At 42.5% G+C, this 15,926-nt stretch carries 14 protein-coding genes; 3 read left to right on the top strand and 11 right to left on the bottom strand.

The genetic code is table 11. The features are described from left to right. Positions 1–48: 48 nt before the first annotated feature. The gene (locus tag KL866_RS15145; RefSeq protein WP_025254064.1) at positions 49–651 is read left to right on the top strand and encodes a GntR family transcriptional regulator; all 603 of its coding nucleotides are present in this window, start codon (positions 49–51) and stop codon (positions 649–651) included. A gap of 81 nt (positions 652–732) precedes the next feature. Here the strand turns inward: KL866_RS15145 and KL866_RS15140 are convergent, their stop codons facing one another. After that, complete coding sequence (locus KL866_RS15140) at positions 733–1,491, bottom strand: IclR family transcriptional regulator (protein WP_025254063.1); 759 nt, start codon at positions 1,489–1,491, stop codon at positions 733–735. Positions 1,492–1,696: 205 nt separating this feature from the next. Here KL866_RS15140 and KL866_RS15135 point away from each other — a divergent pair, with 205 nt between their 5' ends. Further along, positions 1,697–2,476 (top strand): phytanoyl-CoA dioxygenase family protein, encoded by a 780-nt coding sequence (locus tag KL866_RS15135; RefSeq protein WP_025254062.1) that lies wholly within the window; start codon positions 1,697–1,699, stop codon positions 2,474–2,476. Between the two features lie 69 nt (positions 2,477–2,545). Here the strand turns inward: KL866_RS15135 and KL866_RS15130 are convergent, their stop codons facing one another. The 10 genes from KL866_RS15130 to KL866_RS15085 all read right to left on the bottom strand — a co-directional run bounded on the left by KL866_RS15130 (position 2,546) and on the right by KL866_RS15085 (position 14,449). After that, positions 2,546–3,550 carry a 6-bladed beta-propeller gene (locus KL866_RS15130; protein ID WP_214995794.1) on the bottom strand — a complete coding sequence of 335 codons (1,005 nt, stop codon included), beginning with the start codon at positions 3,548–3,550 and terminating at the stop codon, positions 2,546–2,548. 47 nt (positions 3,551–3,597) lie between these two features. Continuing rightward, on the bottom strand, positions 3,598–6,348 hold the full coding sequence (locus KL866_RS15125) for a CRTAC1 family protein (RefSeq protein WP_251140091.1): 2,751 nt from the start codon (positions 6,346–6,348) through the stop codon (positions 3,598–3,600). A gap of 190 nt (positions 6,349–6,538) precedes the next feature. Further along, positions 6,539–7,570 (bottom strand): FAD-dependent oxidoreductase, encoded by a 1,032-nt coding sequence (locus KL866_RS20500; RefSeq protein ID WP_311236158.1) that lies wholly within the window; start codon positions 7,568–7,570, stop codon positions 6,539–6,541. Positions 7,571–7,611: 41 nt separating this feature from the next. Beyond that, positions 7,612–8,010: an FAD-dependent oxidoreductase gene (locus KL866_RS15115; protein WP_214995790.1), complete on the bottom strand. Its 399-nt coding sequence runs from the start codon at positions 8,008–8,010 to the stop codon at positions 7,612–7,614. Between the two features lie 3 nt (positions 8,011–8,013). Next, a complete protein-coding gene (locus KL866_RS15110; RefSeq protein WP_025254058.1) occupies positions 8,014–8,325 on the bottom strand; it encodes a 2Fe-2S iron-sulfur cluster-binding protein in 312 nt (103 codons plus the stop codon). A 57-nt stretch (positions 8,326–8,382) separates the two neighbouring features. Beyond that, on the bottom strand, positions 8,383–9,606 hold the full coding sequence (locus KL866_RS15105; protein WP_409173991.1) for a cytochrome P450: 1,224 nt from the start codon (positions 9,604–9,606) through the stop codon (positions 8,383–8,385). 234 nt (positions 9,607–9,840) lie between these two features. Then, positions 9,841–10,698, bottom strand: a complete 858-nt coding sequence (locus KL866_RS15100; RefSeq protein ID WP_025254056.1) for an AraC family transcriptional regulator — start codon at positions 10,696–10,698, stop codon at positions 9,841–9,843. A gap of 112 nt (positions 10,699–10,810) precedes the next feature. Further along, on the bottom strand, positions 10,811–11,887 hold the full coding sequence (locus KL866_RS15095) for a family 43 glycosylhydrolase (RefSeq protein ID WP_029661315.1): 1,077 nt from the start codon (positions 11,885–11,887) through the stop codon (positions 10,811–10,813). Next, a complete protein-coding gene (locus tag KL866_RS15090) occupies positions 11,880–12,866 on the bottom strand; it encodes a sugar kinase (protein WP_025254054.1) in 987 nt (328 codons plus the stop codon). Before KL866_RS15090 ends, KL866_RS15095 begins: the two co-directional genes overlap by 8 nt. A 5-nt stretch (positions 12,867–12,871) precedes the next feature. Continuing rightward, a complete protein-coding gene (locus KL866_RS15085; protein ID WP_214995788.1) occupies positions 12,872–14,449 on the bottom strand; it encodes an MFS transporter in 1,578 nt (525 codons plus the stop codon). 335 nt (positions 14,450–14,784) lie between these two features. On the opposite strand from KL866_RS15085, the gene KL866_RS15080 reads away from it, so the two are divergent. Continuing rightward, positions 14,785–15,918, top strand: a complete 1,134-nt coding sequence (locus KL866_RS15080) for an enolase C-terminal domain-like protein (protein WP_034325437.1) — start codon at positions 14,785–14,787, stop codon at positions 15,916–15,918. Positions 15,919–15,926: the final 8 nt, after the last annotated feature.

Below are 15,926 nucleotides of genomic sequence, written 5' to 3'. Positions count from 1 at the left end.
AAATAAAGTTAACAATTTACCAATATTTTTTGATTATCGACAAGGCTTATGAAAAACAAGATTTTCTCCGTTAGAGATCAGATAGCAGACGTTTTGCGCTCAGATATTATCTCTGGAGAATTAGCTTCTGATACTAAATTAAATGAAATACAGTTGGCTAAACGCTTTGAGGTGTCTCGGGGGCCAATAAGAGATGTTATTTTGAAGCTGACCAAAGAAGGGTTGCTTATAAGCAAAAGCAACGTAGGAGCATCGGTGAACCGCCCTCTGTCGCCAGAATTACAAAAACTCAGTATCGAGCTAAGGAGAAAAATAGAAGAATTTGCGGTTAAGGAGGTGATAGGCAAAGCAACAACTGAACAAGTTGCCTACATGGATACTTTAATTGACAGGATGGAAGCGCATTTTGAGAAGCAGGAATATACTGAATTAACCAAAACAGATATTGCATTTCACCAGTACTTTATTGAATTGGCGGGCGGTGAGGATTTATTTAACCTATGGTACCCAGTTGTCATCAGAATGCGTATGAATTACCAGCGTATTAAAACTTCCGGTAAACTAGTAGAAGAACATCGTGATATTGTCGAGGCCTTCAAGCTAGGTGATGTTAAACAAGCTATGGCGGCTATACGTAAAAATATAAAGTAACCATATGTACATCACTAGCTGCAAACGCTAATGCGCGGTCGAAGTGTCTTTTACGCGCGCGTGTTAAGTTTCATAAGCTATTCATAAATTCAATTTTTTGGTGAGTAAATGTGCGGTTTGTTTCATTAGCTCGAGACTTCCCGCCTCATCGCCGCTATTGTTAATTTTAGTAAGGTGACTAACCATTAATGCGGCGATTTGCTTTCCTTCGGGCTGCCCTACTAAACAAACTGATTCCCTGATGCCTAACAAATGTTGGCTTGGCGCCTCCCATTGCTCTGTTTTAGCGATATATGCCAGTTTATCCTCAAATGCGTTTCTGTCTTCGCATGATAACTCATGCCAATCAGGCACTTCATCTAAGATCACTTGTTGTACATATTTACTGCTGTGGGCAAGTAATAAGTTTCCCGGGTTGGACGCATAGCAAGAAAAAAGGCTTCCCTCTGCATAATTGAGCGACACACTATATGGATTTCGTGCCTGCACCAGAACCATTGCCTGGCTTTGGTATAAAACAAATAGCTGACAAGACAATTTTCCATATGCAGCAAGCTCTTCCATTAGTGGTAGCGCGTGTTTTCTTATTTCATCTAAGGGGGATATTGAGCGGGAAAGGTTATATAGCTTGAACGACAAACCGTATTTACCATTAGACTCATTTCGATTTAAGTACCCACTGGCTGTTAGGTTAACCAATATTCGATATATTTGATTTGTTCCCTTGTTAATACCTTTGGCAATTTCTGATTGCGAGCAGGCTTTGCCTGATTGCGCAAGAAAATCCATAATTTCAAAGCATTTATCTACTGCAGGAACCGCATACTTTTCTTTTTCCACAAGGTTTTTTCCAAAGTTGATTTACCAATAAATTAGAAAAAAAATTTTCACAGGCAAGCCAAGCACAATCAATGACAAAATTATTCATATATGAAAGCCACATATTTATATGAATTTCATATTGCATTAACGCAAAAATCGCTCAATATTGTCAACATTAAACATGAAAATATATTTGATAGAACTGGATTGATGGAGTGAAAAAATGAGTAAGCATGAGTCTAAAAAAGAGTTAACTGACGCGCAGATTGCTGATTTCAATCGTGATGGATATGTAATAGCGAAGGGATACTATAACCAAAGTGAGATCGAGAAACTGCAAGATAAAGCGTTTAATGATGATAGCCTTTATCAGAATGCCTGGGATAAAAAAGACGCGTCGGGGACTGTCAGTAAGGTGTGTTTGTGGCAAGAACTAGGAGACGATTTTTATTCAATGTTCTCTCGCGGCAGACGTTTAGTTGATGCGGTAGAAGATATACTGCAAGAACCAGTATTTCATACAACCACGAAAATAATGATGAAGGAACCGTTTGTCGGCGGAGCTTGGGAATGGCATCAGGACTATGGTTATTGGGCAACCGACAACTACCATTTATACCCAAAGTTAGTAAGCTGCATGATCGCAATTAACCGTGCTACCGTTGAAAACGGCTGTCTTCAAGTACTTAAAGGGTCACACCATATTGGCAGAATAAACCACGCTAAGACAGGTGATCAAAAAGGGGCTGACATGTTATTTGTTAATGAAGCTCTGAAGCATTTAGAACTCGTAAATGTTGAGCTTGAGCCGGGCGACACTCTCTTTTTTCATTGCAATTTGCTGCATAAATCAAATCAAAATAAATCCAAAGACCCTCGTTGGGTAATGATTGCAGCATACTGCGCAGAGTCTGCCAAGCCTTTCAAAGAAAACTCTTTGAAATATCGCCCGTTGCGAAAAGTTGAGGACTCGGCAGTCTTATCTTGGCCTAATATTTCGTAGTCGGAGACTGAATAGATACCTTTGCTTTTGTTTAATAGCCTGTAGCCTAGGTACTGGCTATTTTTCCTTTTAACACCGTTGTAAACGCAGTGGATGAAGCCCGTTTGCCTTCCACTGTGCTAAATATAAATTGCCTTGTTGGTCTTGCTCGATACCATGACAATGAAAGAAATGCTTTTGGTCACTTTTCACGGGCTGACCATCGCTTGGAAGATCGCCCCCTAGAACCGATACCAGAGTATCATTTTCATCAAAAATACAAATGACGCCCGAGTTATCTTCTGGTTTTGAAGGATCGCCTGTCCAGCACACTGTAGCAATCATGTGATGTTCGTTAAAAATAGGCGCATGAATAAAGGCGCCTGGCACATGCAACGTACGCACGAACTCACCGTCAAGCGTATACCATTTTAAACAATGATCGGCCCGCGAACTCACTAGTAGTAAAGGTTCGTTACCTCGATAGTCGAAAGTAATGCCGTGACCATTTTTAATGTTTTCTTCGCTATTAGCACTTCCATTTGCGAATTTTCGTATAAAACGTCCATGCTTGTCGTGCTGTAATATAAAGTCGCTACCGTAGCCATCTACAATATACAAGTCACCTTTCTCACTCACAGCGATATCAGTAGGGTTATAAGGCATATCGCTACTATAAACCCCTATGGTTTGAGGATGCCCAATTGAGAACAGTACTTTCCCTTGCGCATCTAGCTTCGCGATAGAGCCAGCCTGGCGAAGCATTTTATTGTAGGGCGAATCCCATTTATCGTAGCTCTGTCCATCCCAATTAGGATTTACCACCCAACCACTATCAACTATAAAAATAGCCGATGTGTTACCTTTACCTACTACCTTAATACCATGAGCGCCTGGCCATTGCTTTCCCCATGTATTCACCACTTTTCCCTGATTGTTATACTCGATAACATTGTGATCTGTATGGTCGGTAACCAGTAGCAATCTGTCGTCTAAAAAAGCCAGTGCGTGTGCATTTTCAGGTTTAGGTTTGGTCGGGTCATGTTCCCCCCAACTTTCGTCAATCTTGAACGTCCATAGGTTTTGTCCTAGCAAAAGATTACCCCTTAAGTCATTTAATTAAATTTGATTGCAAGCCAGTTTTAATAGAGTTTCACTTTGCCTATTGCGTCTTCATACATATTCCCATCACTTGAAGTGAATATTGCACGTAGCATATAGTAGTGCCCTTTCGGTAAGGAGTCTGAAGGTACTAGCCCCTCAGTTGAAATAACTACATTTGCTTGCCCGGTAACGTTATAGAGAGCAGCGCTATCAACAGCGACTCGATCCTCTACTGGGACATTGCTGGGCGTTTGGTGACGAAGCCAGAATTGCACTCCACCTTCATCTGCTGCGACTACTCGATGCCTTCCCCCCGCGTAGTATTGCGCTTTAATATGAAGAGGCTCGCCAATTTTGATACCTTTTCTATCAAGTTCACCTTTTTGTAGTATACGAATAAATGGTTCACGCAAATTTTCGCTGCTTTCACCGCTTGAATTAAGTTGCTTAATGACTGGATGCACAGAGGGGTGTACAGGCTTTTCAACGCCTACACTAAGTACAGTATTATGCTGTGGTTGAGTTATCTCAGTGGTTTCACCGTTTCGCCAGCGCACGGTAACTTTTTTAACTCGATGAGAGGCCCCTAGGCCGAAGTGCGCAATATTTAAAAAGCTCTGTGAGAAAACCTCCCCAGCGGAACCCACGCGACGAAATTGTTTGCCGTTAGTTGTTTCTAATTCAACATGTGCGCCTATCGCATCAACGTTTTCAATTGGTGAGTACCCTACGTTTATGAGTGCATAGTTTGCAGAAGTACTAGAGTCATTGGTGAATAAATTCCAATACCCGTGTTCACTTCCTGAGAGTAAATCAACCCGTCCATCTAAGTTAAAGTCAAAAGCCTGACCCATATCGCCAAAGCCAGGCCCACCATGGTCGCTTGCACCATGCATTGTTGTCATTTCAAAATATCGTTGCTGCTCATTACCACTATGCTTAGTAACTGCATTTTGTGTTTCAGTATTGCCCACCGTAGCACCTGAGTTAATAAGCATACTGTCTGCAATACGCTTATCTACCCGCCCCCAACGATAAACAAATAGATCCTGAAAGCCATCATTATTGAAATCACCCGTAGTCACACCCAGTGCGTTTCCACCCTTAGGGATACGCCACCGCTCAGAAACATCGACAAACTTCCCGCCTTTGTTTTCTAGCAGAACGTCATCCTCGTTGCGATTTTCTGGTTCAAACGCGGTCTCAGCGGTTTCAACGCCTTTTAGGGTAAAAAAGTAAGACCAAAATATATTGCCGTTTCTTACTAACTCAGCCTTCCATTTTCCTTCTTCGTCGACACCAAAATACACCCCATTTTCTTCTCGCTTTGAAGGCCAGCCCTCTGCCATAGATGCGTTAAAGGTGAACTCGCCGCCTGAAGGAACAATATGTGGTTGCTTGTTGCTACCAAGGTATAAAGGATAATCTTTTCCCCTGAAGCCTTGTTGACCTAAGAAGTAATAATTAGTCAATAGAATGTTGCCTTCGGCGGTAAAACCAAACGCATCAGAACCGTTATACCCTCTCGTTTTAATTGAAAAGCTTTTTTCAATTGGGTCAAAATCGACGGATGGATTTTCACCAAAACCGTGCTCGAACTTTTTACCTCTGGCCAAATACAGATCCAAATCGCCGTCGTTATCAATATCTATATCGGTAATTGCCATAACACCTCTAAGATCAGCAAGTGAAGCTGGCAACATTTCAGAGACATCAGTATAGGAAAAGTCACCATTTCCTTGCCAAAGCGACAAGGGACTGTACATGATAATGTCGTCGATACCGTCTCGATTAAAGTCAGTTACTGTGGTGCGCGACGCTCTTATATCTTCAAGCCCATCAACTCTTCGTTGATTAAATCTTCCATTTCCAACATTTTCAAAAAATAAATGTTGCGGCGACTTTTTAAATAAACTTGTTTCGTTCATGATAAATAAATCGAGATCGCCGTCTAGGTCCATATCTATCCATCGCGCCCCTCGACCTCTGCCTCCCATGTTGATTCCCGCATCACCGGTGAACCGAACTAAGTTCATTTCATCGTTCAAATAGAAATAGGACACCGAGGGGTTTTTACCATTGCCGCCGCCGCGGCTTAGAAACAAATCAAGGTCGCCGTCCTTATCATAATCACCTAACGCAGTGCCATGGAGATCCTGCATAAACCAACGAGAGAGTGCTGTGGGGTGCTGGGTAACTGTACCGTCGCCATTATTCATATAGACTTTACTGGTCTCAGCATTGTGATTATTAACAATAAAATCATAGTCGCCATCTTGATCAATATCGGCAACGCTTGGCCCGCCATATTTTAAAGACTTTACCTTCGCTATCCCTGCAGCCTCAGTGCTATCTATAAAATTGGGAAGCGCTTCAATAGAAGTATTTTCGATATGCCACGAAATTACTTTTAGTGGCGTATTCAATGTTCGTAGGCTTAGCGTGACTTCGCCGGTTTTGTCTAAGTCGATTAATGTACTAATAACCTGATGACCTTGTTCTGATACATTTAAATTATCAGCAAGTATTTTAGGGCCTTGATAAAGCGAAAGACTTGCGTAAGACGCTGGGTTATCTACCACGAAAGTAATGCGCTTTGGACCCGCACTTTCGATATTGATGGTAAATTCTAAAGGGCGCGCAGGTGCTGCCTCTGTACTCTCGGATGACTTGTTGCTATACGCAGAGTTCTTATTCGCAACTGAGGTAGCATGATTTCCTGCACCACATCCCGCCAATAAAGCCATACCGCTAGCAATTGCTAACGTCTGCACTATCTTGCGCCCCATACTTTCACCTTTTCTTGAAGACAACCCTTTATGCACTCAGAGGACTTTGCATTTTCTACTATCCTCTGCATCCTTTCCGAACCCCCACATTGTATACAATTTACATTAAACAACAATAATTAAATAATTTATCAACACATTGGTTGCAACATTTGGATGAGCTTCTGGTTTAGTTTTTGTTACCTAAATCTTAAGGGGCGTTTAGCGAGATTAAGCTTACCGACGTATCCGCCAGTTGGGCTTTATCTATATTAATTTTCTCAGCGATCCATTTACTTCCAAGCACATAGGCTTTGGGCGAATTGATTGCTTCAACGCAGCGCAGTACATCGCCTTCAAAATGCCAAATAGAGCACTCTCTATCTGAATCAAATCGCGTAATTTGGTTGTCTGTATTTTTAATTAAGCCGGCTATTTGCAATTTGCTATCAAACTGATCTGACCAAAACCACGGCGTTGCATTGTATCGACTTGGGGTTGAACGAGAAGCATCAATATTAAACTGCTCAAGCGTTGAAGAAGGAAGTTCAACATCAGCGGTTTGGCTATATTCTTTAGCGCTACTGGCAATAGACTCTGCGGCGATTTTAGCCTGATCTACAGCATTTTGTACCGATTCTATATGGGTGCTGTCACCGTATTCATGGTGTTCAAATACCGTGCAATCACCAATAGCCCAAATGTTTGAATTACTGGTTTTCATCCTCCCATCTACACGAATATATCCTTCATCTAGCTGTAAGGCTGCATGTTGCGCAAGGTCTGTATGAACTATGACACCCACCCCAACAATTAGGCAATCAACATTATATTTCGCGCCGCTTTTGCATAGAACTTGGTAGCTAGCGCTACCTCCCTTTGTGTTGGAATTTTGTGAGAGCTCTATAACACTATCATTGCAGATGAGGTTTACCCCTCGGTTGCTATGTAAGGCGCTTATAAACTTCGATACTTCTTCACTCGCTACTCGTGCAAGAGGGCGTCGCGCTCTTTCAATAACCGTAACTTCAGCGCCTATTTTTCGAAGTGATGCTGCTGTTTCCAGACCAATATAGCCAGCTCCTAAGACTAGCGCATGAAACTCTTGCTTCGTTTTATGCGTATTGTTTATGAGTAATTTCAATGCTATCGCGTCATCCGCGTTGCGCATTACCAAAATGTTAGTCGACGGTTTTTTTCTAACATCCTGAATTTTGATATTTAGTCCTTTAATTGGCGGGATTACAGGGCTTGCCCCCGTCGCTAGTACTAAGTAGGTGTAGGTTAATGAACGCTTTGTCGTAGGGTCTTCAACAGATGCATATCCAGCAGCTTATTGTGAACGTTAACATCCATCACTTTAAAACCTAGCATCAAGGTTATATTGGCTTTCGCGTAAGCATTTTCAGACTTAATTTTCAAAGGCGGCTCATCTACAGGCGTATCGAGGTAGGCTTTAGACAACGGCGGACGATGATAGGGCAAGTACTCGTCAGTATCGATGACTACTATTGAGCCTTCAAAACCTTGCTTACGTAATGCAAAAGCGCAGTTCACTCCTGCGTGACTCGCACCAACAATTACGCATCGCTGCAGCCCGTCATTTTTGCTTTCTCCTTCATCTATATTGTTGTCACTGGATATAGTTTGCCTTGTGCCCGCGACTACTTCTGAGAAGTTCATGTATTACTCCCTTACTACTTTCACTTCAAGCCCATCAATATCTTCAGATAGTGTAATTTGACAACAAAGCCTGCTTGCCTCCGATACGTCGTCGGTGAGCTCTAACATATCTTTTTCTATTTCGCTGGCTTCACCTACCCTAGCTAAGTCTTTTTTTGCCACATGTACATGACAGGTAGCACAAGAACAAACGCCGCCACAGTCTCCACCTATTCCAGGCACATCATGTTCAACAGCCAGCCCCATTACAGATCCAGCTAGCCCTTGAGTTTTTATTTTCTCGCCATCTGCTGTTAAAAAAGTTACGTTAATCATTAGATTCTCCATGTAGTCAGTGTGACTTAACAAAAACACGCCATTTTCAAAAGTTTCTTAAACGCGTCCAGTTAACCGAACAAGCAAAGTTTGAAAACCAACTTTGCGCTTCACGCCCCCCCACTGCTCAATATTTTCAGTGGCTTCAATAACGTCTACTTTGGCCACCCTGTGGGCGAGTTCCTTCACCCAAATGCGCATCAGTGCGCGCGCGTGAGTGGCACCTAGGCAATTGTGTATACCAAATCCAAAAGCCACATGGGGGTTCGTCTTGCGGGTTAAAACTAGGTTATTGGGTGTATCGAAAACTGTCTCATCGCGATTTGCCGAAGCCCAGCAAAGAGAAATACGGGAATCATCAGGAATATGTTGCTTTGCAACCTCTCCTTCTGCCGTAGCTACACGACCCATATGAGTAAGAGGGGAGAAGTAACGAAACAGCTCTTCAACCGCAGAATTTAGGTGCTCAGGATGCTGATTAATAAAATTGAGCGCATCTGGATTATCGGAAAAATAAGCTAGCGTATTAGTAAGCGAGTTGATCACGGTATCCCTCCCACCGGCAAACGTTAAGACCAAAATCCCTTTAATCTCTTCATCAGAAAGGGCCCTCCCCTCTACCTTTGCATTCAGTAATAAACCATAAATGTCATCTCTTGGTGCGCCTTTAGCTTTTTGTATTTGAGCATCCAAGTAGTCGTAAAGTACGTCCGCTTTTTCTGCATCAAGAGGATTATCATTGCTCCTGAAAACGTGCGTTCCCCAACTTATCCACGTTTTTGCTTCATCCATGGGAACGTTCAAGAGCACTGAAAGCGCGCGAGATTGAATCGTTAACGCTATATCAGTTACTGCATCATAACTATTCTGCTTGTTTTTATGAGCCGTGCCATCATTAATTGTTTGACTTACCACATGCTCAACAATCGCCCCTAGCTTATCTTGATACTCCAGGGTGGAGGGTCTTTTAAACCAAGGCTCTAATAAACTTCTGAAGTATTTATGTGATGGCGGATCAAGTTCAAAGGGTATTTGGCGTATGTCTCGAATAGAGACTTCAGAGGGGACAACTATTCTTCCAGGCTTTGCTTCAGATTGGAATAAATTCCAGTTGTGCGCGGCTTTTCTCACTTCTTTTAGGCCCAGCACCATTTTTACTGGGTCATTTTGATCATCAATGTCTAAAAATCCTTGATTTTGACGCAGTAAACTAAATGAATCCTTAAACTGTCCAACTTTGTTCTCATCAAAGTTAGAGAACGGACACTTTTCGGTGGTAATTTCGCGCGCTTGGCTAGGCGCAACGCTGTCGCTGTCGCACCTTAAAGGTTCTTGGTGGTTGTTGCTACATTTACTCGGTTGCACTGATTGTTCCCCATCAAAGCCTTTTAATAAGGCATTACGTATGGGGAAACTCTAGCAACATACGCTTGATATTAATGGCAGCTTTTTGCAGAAAAGTATCACGAAAATGACGTAATTATAGTGCGCAGTGTTAATGATAAAATTTTGGTATCACCACGCCTTACTTGTAAACGAAGAGCGGTACTGGCGAGGTGTAACGGAGAAGTTTTTTCTAAACTGTGAAATAAAGTGCGATGGGCTGGAAAAATTCAAGTCGTAACCAATTTGCGTGATAGATAGACTTGATTGACTAAGTAGTCGCGCAGCGCTGTGTAATTTGTGTTTCATAGTGTATTCAGAGTAATTAACTTTGAAAATATGTTTGAACATCCTTGAAAAATGACAGGGAGATAGGTGACACAATTTTGCCGCTTCAGTGACGGATAGATCCACCGTAGTTTTGCTTTCGAACAACTTAATGAGCGGTAGCATTTTTTCATATAAAGGTGAACGAGTGATAGGTAGCGTTTGGTTAGTTTCGACCGACGTGCCGTATTCAGCGATAGTACTAATAAGTAAATGCAGCAACGACTTACTTCTCGGGCTCAAAGGATTGTGATGATAACTCTCGTATAACCACTTTACCTGTTGTTGGATTTCTCGAATGCGTTTGTTAGGTAAGCGTAGATGTAAGCCTTGATTGAAAAAAGCACTCACTTCTGCAATGTTGCTCCCTTCGAGCACCTCTGGCTTGAACTGCACGATAAACCAAGACTTAGCTCTTTGGCTGCACTCAAAGTTATGAGTTTCTGCTGCGGGGGTGAAAACAATATCAGCGTCATGCAGTTCAGATTCGCCTTGGCTATAAAAGTAGTTCCCCTCAATTTCTTCAAATATGATGAACTCATGAACTTGATGGAAGTGGGTCGAGCACTCGTACGGTTCGTCTTCTGCAAACTTGACATGATGAACCTCGAACTCATCGCCATCTTCTATACAATAAGGCTCACAGTATGCAACTTGGTTCATTTTAGCCCCCTTTTTCATATCCAACGTAGTGCGAGAGCGCTTAGTTTGTAGCAGTTCAAACGCTCACGTTCTATACAGTTTTTAATGTGTAAATTTGGTTTAACTCCGGTACTTAACTTGCTGCATTTTGGAATGTTCCCGCATCCAATACTTGCTTACGAGGAATAAATTTACATATATAGTTCCAGTTCCAACTTGCGTCGTATTTGTGGCAAAGTCCCCAACTAAGTCCTGGAGGGGGAGTATCTGCTTCGCCATCTCTATAAAGACCAATGGCTTCAGGCGCCCCTTTGACATAAGCTTTAATGTCGAAGTTGATGCCATCTTCGGCAAACTGAATAGTATTTTTCTCAGGCCCATCGGTCGTCAAAAGTGAGACTATGCCGTGGCCATAATTCCACACCACCACTTCATGACCGCTGTTAGATATAGGGTTGTATTCAGATTTTATGTAAGGTCCAAGAGGCGAATCTGAAATGGCAACACCATGTTTTATTTCCCTACCTCCCATGTTCATTCCTTCGCCCATCGTTTCGCCTTTGTAGTAAAGGTAAAACCTATCTCGAAAAAACACCAAACAAGGGTCGTGCACCTTGTGACTATCAAAGCTTCCTTTCGATTTCACTTGGAATCGATTATCTTGTGTACCCAACCATTCCCCATCTTGCGCTGGTGATAATATTGGCTCACGCGATTTCTCCCAGGGTCCAAAAGGTGTATCTGCAACCGCTATCGCTATATGCTCAAACTGTCGGTTATTATAAGGCGCTTGCACGGTTTGATAGACAAGATAGTACTTGCCCTCGTGCGCTAGAACTTCTGGCGTAAATACTGCTCGGTCGTCATAATTACCCGCTTCTCCGCGATCAATAGCCACACCATGTTCCGTCCAAGTTTCACCATCTGTAGAAGATGCGTGCCATACCGACGTTAAGTCCCAAGGAAAAACCTTGTCGTTTGGATTGCTTGAACTAAAGCCAACTGTCTCGCCCTCGCCCCGGGTATACCAGCAGTGATAAACCCCCTCTACCTTTATTACGGAAGAGGGATCACGCCTTATTACGCCTTCTTCAAAAGCAAAGTCACCTTTTAAAGGCTTAACATCAAACTCTGTCATCCATTCTGGGCCTTGTGCATCATATCCTCGTTCCAATGCACGCTTGCTGGCCAAACTTAGTTTTTTACTCATAAACGTCAACCTCCTCTAAACGTTGCGCACAAAACTCGTTGCGAACCCGCTCGATAGCATTGGCACTAACAATTGCACCTGTGTGCTGTACCACTTCCCTCGCGGCCATATCAGCCGCTTGAATACTCTGTGCCATCGTATCGCCAGTTAAACGACTTATTAAATAGACACCCGCAAATGAATCTCCTGCTGCTGTGGTATCAACTTGGGTGGGCGCCGGATTAAATACCCGGTGGTGTACTAAACGCTTATCTTTGTATCCGTACATTCCTTCGGTACCGGCTTTAACTACATATTCACTGCAGCCAACTTTCGTTAAGTACTCCACCACGTCATTTACATTTTGGTGCTGATAAACACTTTTATGATCGTCTAGCCCCGGAAGGGCAATATCTGAAATACGATAGGCTTTATCGAACCATATTTGAGCGTGCTGAGACCCGTTCCACATAGACGCTCGATAGTTCGAATCGAAAGCCACTAACGCCCCTTTCGCTCGGTGTGCTTCGATAAGAGCTAAAAGCTCTTCTTTATCGGCATCGCTTAAAATACTCAATCCAATTCCGCTGAAATAAACCATATCCATAGCTTCCAGCGCATTTGATTGGGCTTTATGCAACGACATCATGACTTTTGCCGCTGACTGATCTCTCCAGTAATCGAAGCTTCGCTCTCCATATTGATCGGTAACAATACTATACAAGCCTACGTTTCTGTTTTTACTGCGCGCTACCATTGATGTATTGATGCCGTGTAGTTCGAAAAACTTCATCATTTGATTACTAAAGGTATCAGTCCCTATTGCACTAAAAAACGAACATTCTGTATCGGGCTTCCATCGTTTAGCATAAATTAGGGCATTTAACGTATCGCCTGCGAAACCTAGTTGATAGCTATCGCCTGCACTATGCACAAGTTCTACCATGCATTCACCTATAGCCATTAACCGTTTCGCGTGTGGTTGTGCTTTCATGCTCATCAATTTTATCCTTTTGCTAGTTGCTTACTGGCAAAGTAGGCCTCAATCTCTTCAATGGTCTTGTTTTTGGTTTCTGGCATCAGCTTGAACAAAACTATAAACCCCACAACCCCACAAATTGTATAAAACAGGAAGATGTCGGCGGCCCCCATGTTACTAAGCTGCCAAGGGAAAAATTGCTGCACTAAATAGCTTACTAAGCTAGCAATCAAAGCAAAAACAGGAATAGCAATTCCGCGAACGCGTGTTGGGAATATTTCAGAAAAAAGTACCCACATAACCGGTCCGATAGAAAAGTGAAAAGCGGCGATAAAGCTAGAGATACCCACCAGCACTAACATACTATTCATAGTGGTAGACGCCTGTAGTATTTCACTTTCGAATTCTTTTGCTAAACCAGAGCCGATGGTTTGCTGCAATGCGTTTTTAAATGAAATATCAGAATGATAGATAATGCCCTCTAAACTCTTAAGCGCACCTAGCTCATGGTTGGTATTTAGCTGTGCTAAAGCATCAACATTAATCTCATACACAGCACTATCAAATCCTAGGTAGCAAGCGAACAAGCTTAAAGCGGCCCACGCTAACCCCCAAATAATTAAAGGTCTTCGCCCGATCTTGTCAATTAACGTTATTGCCAAAGCCGTGAAAAAGAGGCTAATTAGCCCTATAATAGCAGCTTGAAAAAACGCAGCGTCAGAACCTATTCCAACCTGTTCAAAAACAGTAGGAGCATAAAACATAATGGCATTAATGCCTGTAATCTGCTGTACAACAGCTATCGTAAACCCTACTAGCGCAGCCGTTTTAGCAGGCCCTGAGAATAGGATTTTAAATGACTCTTTAAGTGTGGCACTGCTGCCACCTTCTGCGGCAAGCGTACGTTTAATTTCACTTAGCTCTTGATTGGCCTGAGTCTCTGGCATCATACTCTTCATTACTGCGAAAGCCTCTTCATCGCGCCCTTGCATAACCAACCAACGCGGACTGCGAGGCACTTTAAACAGTAATATGAACCACAGCACCGCAGGAACTATTTCTACGGCAAGCATCCAGCGCCATGTCTCAGTGTCGATGGCGAGAGCTTGTACCCAAGGCAACGCGGACTTACTTAACTGCACAATTCCGTAATTAGCAAAGTAGGCGCAAGAGAGACCTACTACAATATTTATTTGAATCATGGAGACCAGCTTGCCACGCCATTTGGGTGGGGCAACTTCACCTATGTACATTGCTGCTACAGAAAGAGATGTAAATGCTAACCCACCAATAAATCGCGCCGCGACTAGCGTTTCGAAAGAATAAGCCATTACTGAAAAAACGGCTGAAAACAGGTATAGGAAGGCGATAAGAATTAAGGTTGTTCGACGTCCAAATTTATTACAGAGGTGACCAGTTACTAAAAGCGCGAATAATACGCCAAAGCCAGGCGCACTAACCACAGCTCCAATCTCCAAATCACCCAAGCCAAATTCAGTACTTATGAATTTAACGGTACCCGATATTAATGCAGCATCTAAACCGAAGACAAAACCACCTAAGGCTACAATTATCGCGTTAGTAAAAATTTGTCTGGTGTTCATTAATCCTCACCCTTATAGTTGTTAAGCCCACGTTACTCTCCGCAAACCTTTTGTAACAATCATAGTAACTCAACAACCAACAATTGTTAACAATAAAATATATACAAAATAGATTTGCTCATTAATAACCCAATAAACAATAACTTAAAGGAAGAAAGAGCTATTCTTACCTTTTTCCTTAGCATAATGAAATTGCTCATAATTTCACTCAAAAATTGACACCCCCCCCAACTTTACTCACAAAATATTTACATTATTCATTTCCTCGGCGATAAAAGTTTGCTATTAATTGTTAACAATGTACAATTAATATATTGATTTATGTAAAGGATAGTATCGTGACAGCAGTCCCTATCAACACATCGAAGCTTTCGGCAAGTTATATCAAAGATGTCGAAGTCAACTACTACCTCATTCCTCTGCCTGAAGTGTTGAGTGACGCTAAGCATGGTGATCATACGCATTTTGAGCTAATTACCTGCACTGTCACTTGCAGCGATGGTATGTCAGGGACTGGCTATACCTATACGGGGGGAAAAGGCGGGAAAGCAATTTACAGTTTAGTCAAAGATGACTTGTCTAATTTCCTCAAAAATAAAAATGCCGATTGTGTAGAAGCTATTTGGGAACAAATGCAATATCACTTGCACTATGTTGCTCGCGGCGGGCTGGCTAGTTTCGCTATTTCCACCGTCGACATTGCACTTTGGGACATTCGATGTAAGCGGATAAACCAACCTCTGTGGCGACTTGCCGGAGGGGTCGCTGATCGTACTCCCTGCTATGCTGGCGGTATCGATTTAAACTTTGATAAGAAAAAACTCATAAGTCATATTGACGGATACCTTAATAAAGGATTTAAAGCGGTAAAAATTAAAGTTGGCAAAGAGAACGTAGAAGAAGATATAGACCGAGTAGCAGCTATAAGGCAACACATAGGTCCTGATATTAAATTTATGGTTGATGCGAACTATTCCATGTCTCCGGCCCACGCCATTAGTTTTGCAAAAGCCATTGAGCAATACGACATATATTGGTTCGAGGAACCTACTATACCTGATGATTATCAAAGCTATGCGCGAATTGCAGAAGCAACAACTATCCCCATCGCTATGGGAGAAAATCTTCACACTCTTTATGAATTTAACTATACCGTTCAGCAATCAAAGCTGGCCTACTTACAGCCCGACGCTTCCAATATAGGTGGCATCACAGGTTGGCTCAAAGTCGCCTCATTAGCCCACATCAATAATCTGAAAGTATGTAGTCACGGCATGCAAGAACTTCACGTTTCACTTATGGCCTCACAACCTAACGCTGGAATGATGGAATACCATTCATTTCCAATAGATGCCTATACAACTCATCCCGTTTCACTCGATCACCAAGGCTACGCCATTGCGCCTGAGACAGTGGGTACCGGTGTAATTTTCGATGAAGTGAAACTCTCACCTTATCAAGAAAAGTAAGGATAATT

Origin of the sequence: Alteromonas sp. ALT199 (assembly GCF_018619335.1) — a bacterium.
Taxonomy (GTDB): Bacteria; Pseudomonadota; Gammaproteobacteria; order Enterobacterales; family Alteromonadaceae; genus Alteromonas.
The sequence above is the reverse complement of the archived record's forward strand: the minus strand, read 5'-3'. Positions and strand labels throughout refer to the sequence as shown.

Excerpts from the sequence above, each read along its gene's own strand:
- KL866_RS15110 (WP_025254058.1), bottom strand. The coding sequence starts at position 8,325 with ATGATTAACGTAACTTTTTTAACAGCAGATGGCGAGAAAATAAAAACT.
- KL866_RS15090 (WP_025254054.1), bottom strand. The coding sequence starts at position 12,866 with ATGAGCATGAAAGCACAACCACACGCGAAACGGTTAATGGCTATAGGT.
- KL866_RS15085 (WP_214995788.1), bottom strand. The coding sequence starts at position 14,449 with ATGAACACCAGACAAATTTTTACTAACGCGATAATTGTAGCCTTAGGT.
- KL866_RS15095 (WP_029661315.1), bottom strand. The coding sequence starts at position 11,887 with ATGAGTAAAAAACTAAGTTTGGCCAGCAAGCGTGCATTGGAACGAGGA.
- KL866_RS15145 (WP_025254064.1), top strand. The coding sequence starts at position 49 with ATGAAAAACAAGATTTTCTCCGTTAGAGATCAGATAGCAGACGTTTTG.
- KL866_RS15100 (WP_025254056.1), bottom strand. The coding sequence starts at position 10,698 with ATGAACCAAGTTGCATACTGTGAGCCTTATTGTATAGAAGATGGCGAT.
- KL866_RS15125 (WP_251140091.1), bottom strand. The coding sequence starts at position 6,348 with ATGGGGCGCAAGATAGTGCAGACGTTAGCAATTGCTAGCGGTATGGCT.
- KL866_RS15115 (WP_214995790.1), bottom strand. The coding sequence starts at position 8,010 with ATGAACTTCTCAGAAGTAGTCGCGGGCACAAGGCAAACTATATCCAGT.
- KL866_RS15135 (WP_025254062.1), top strand. The coding sequence starts at position 1,697 with ATGAGTAAGCATGAGTCTAAAAAAGAGTTAACTGACGCGCAGATTGCT.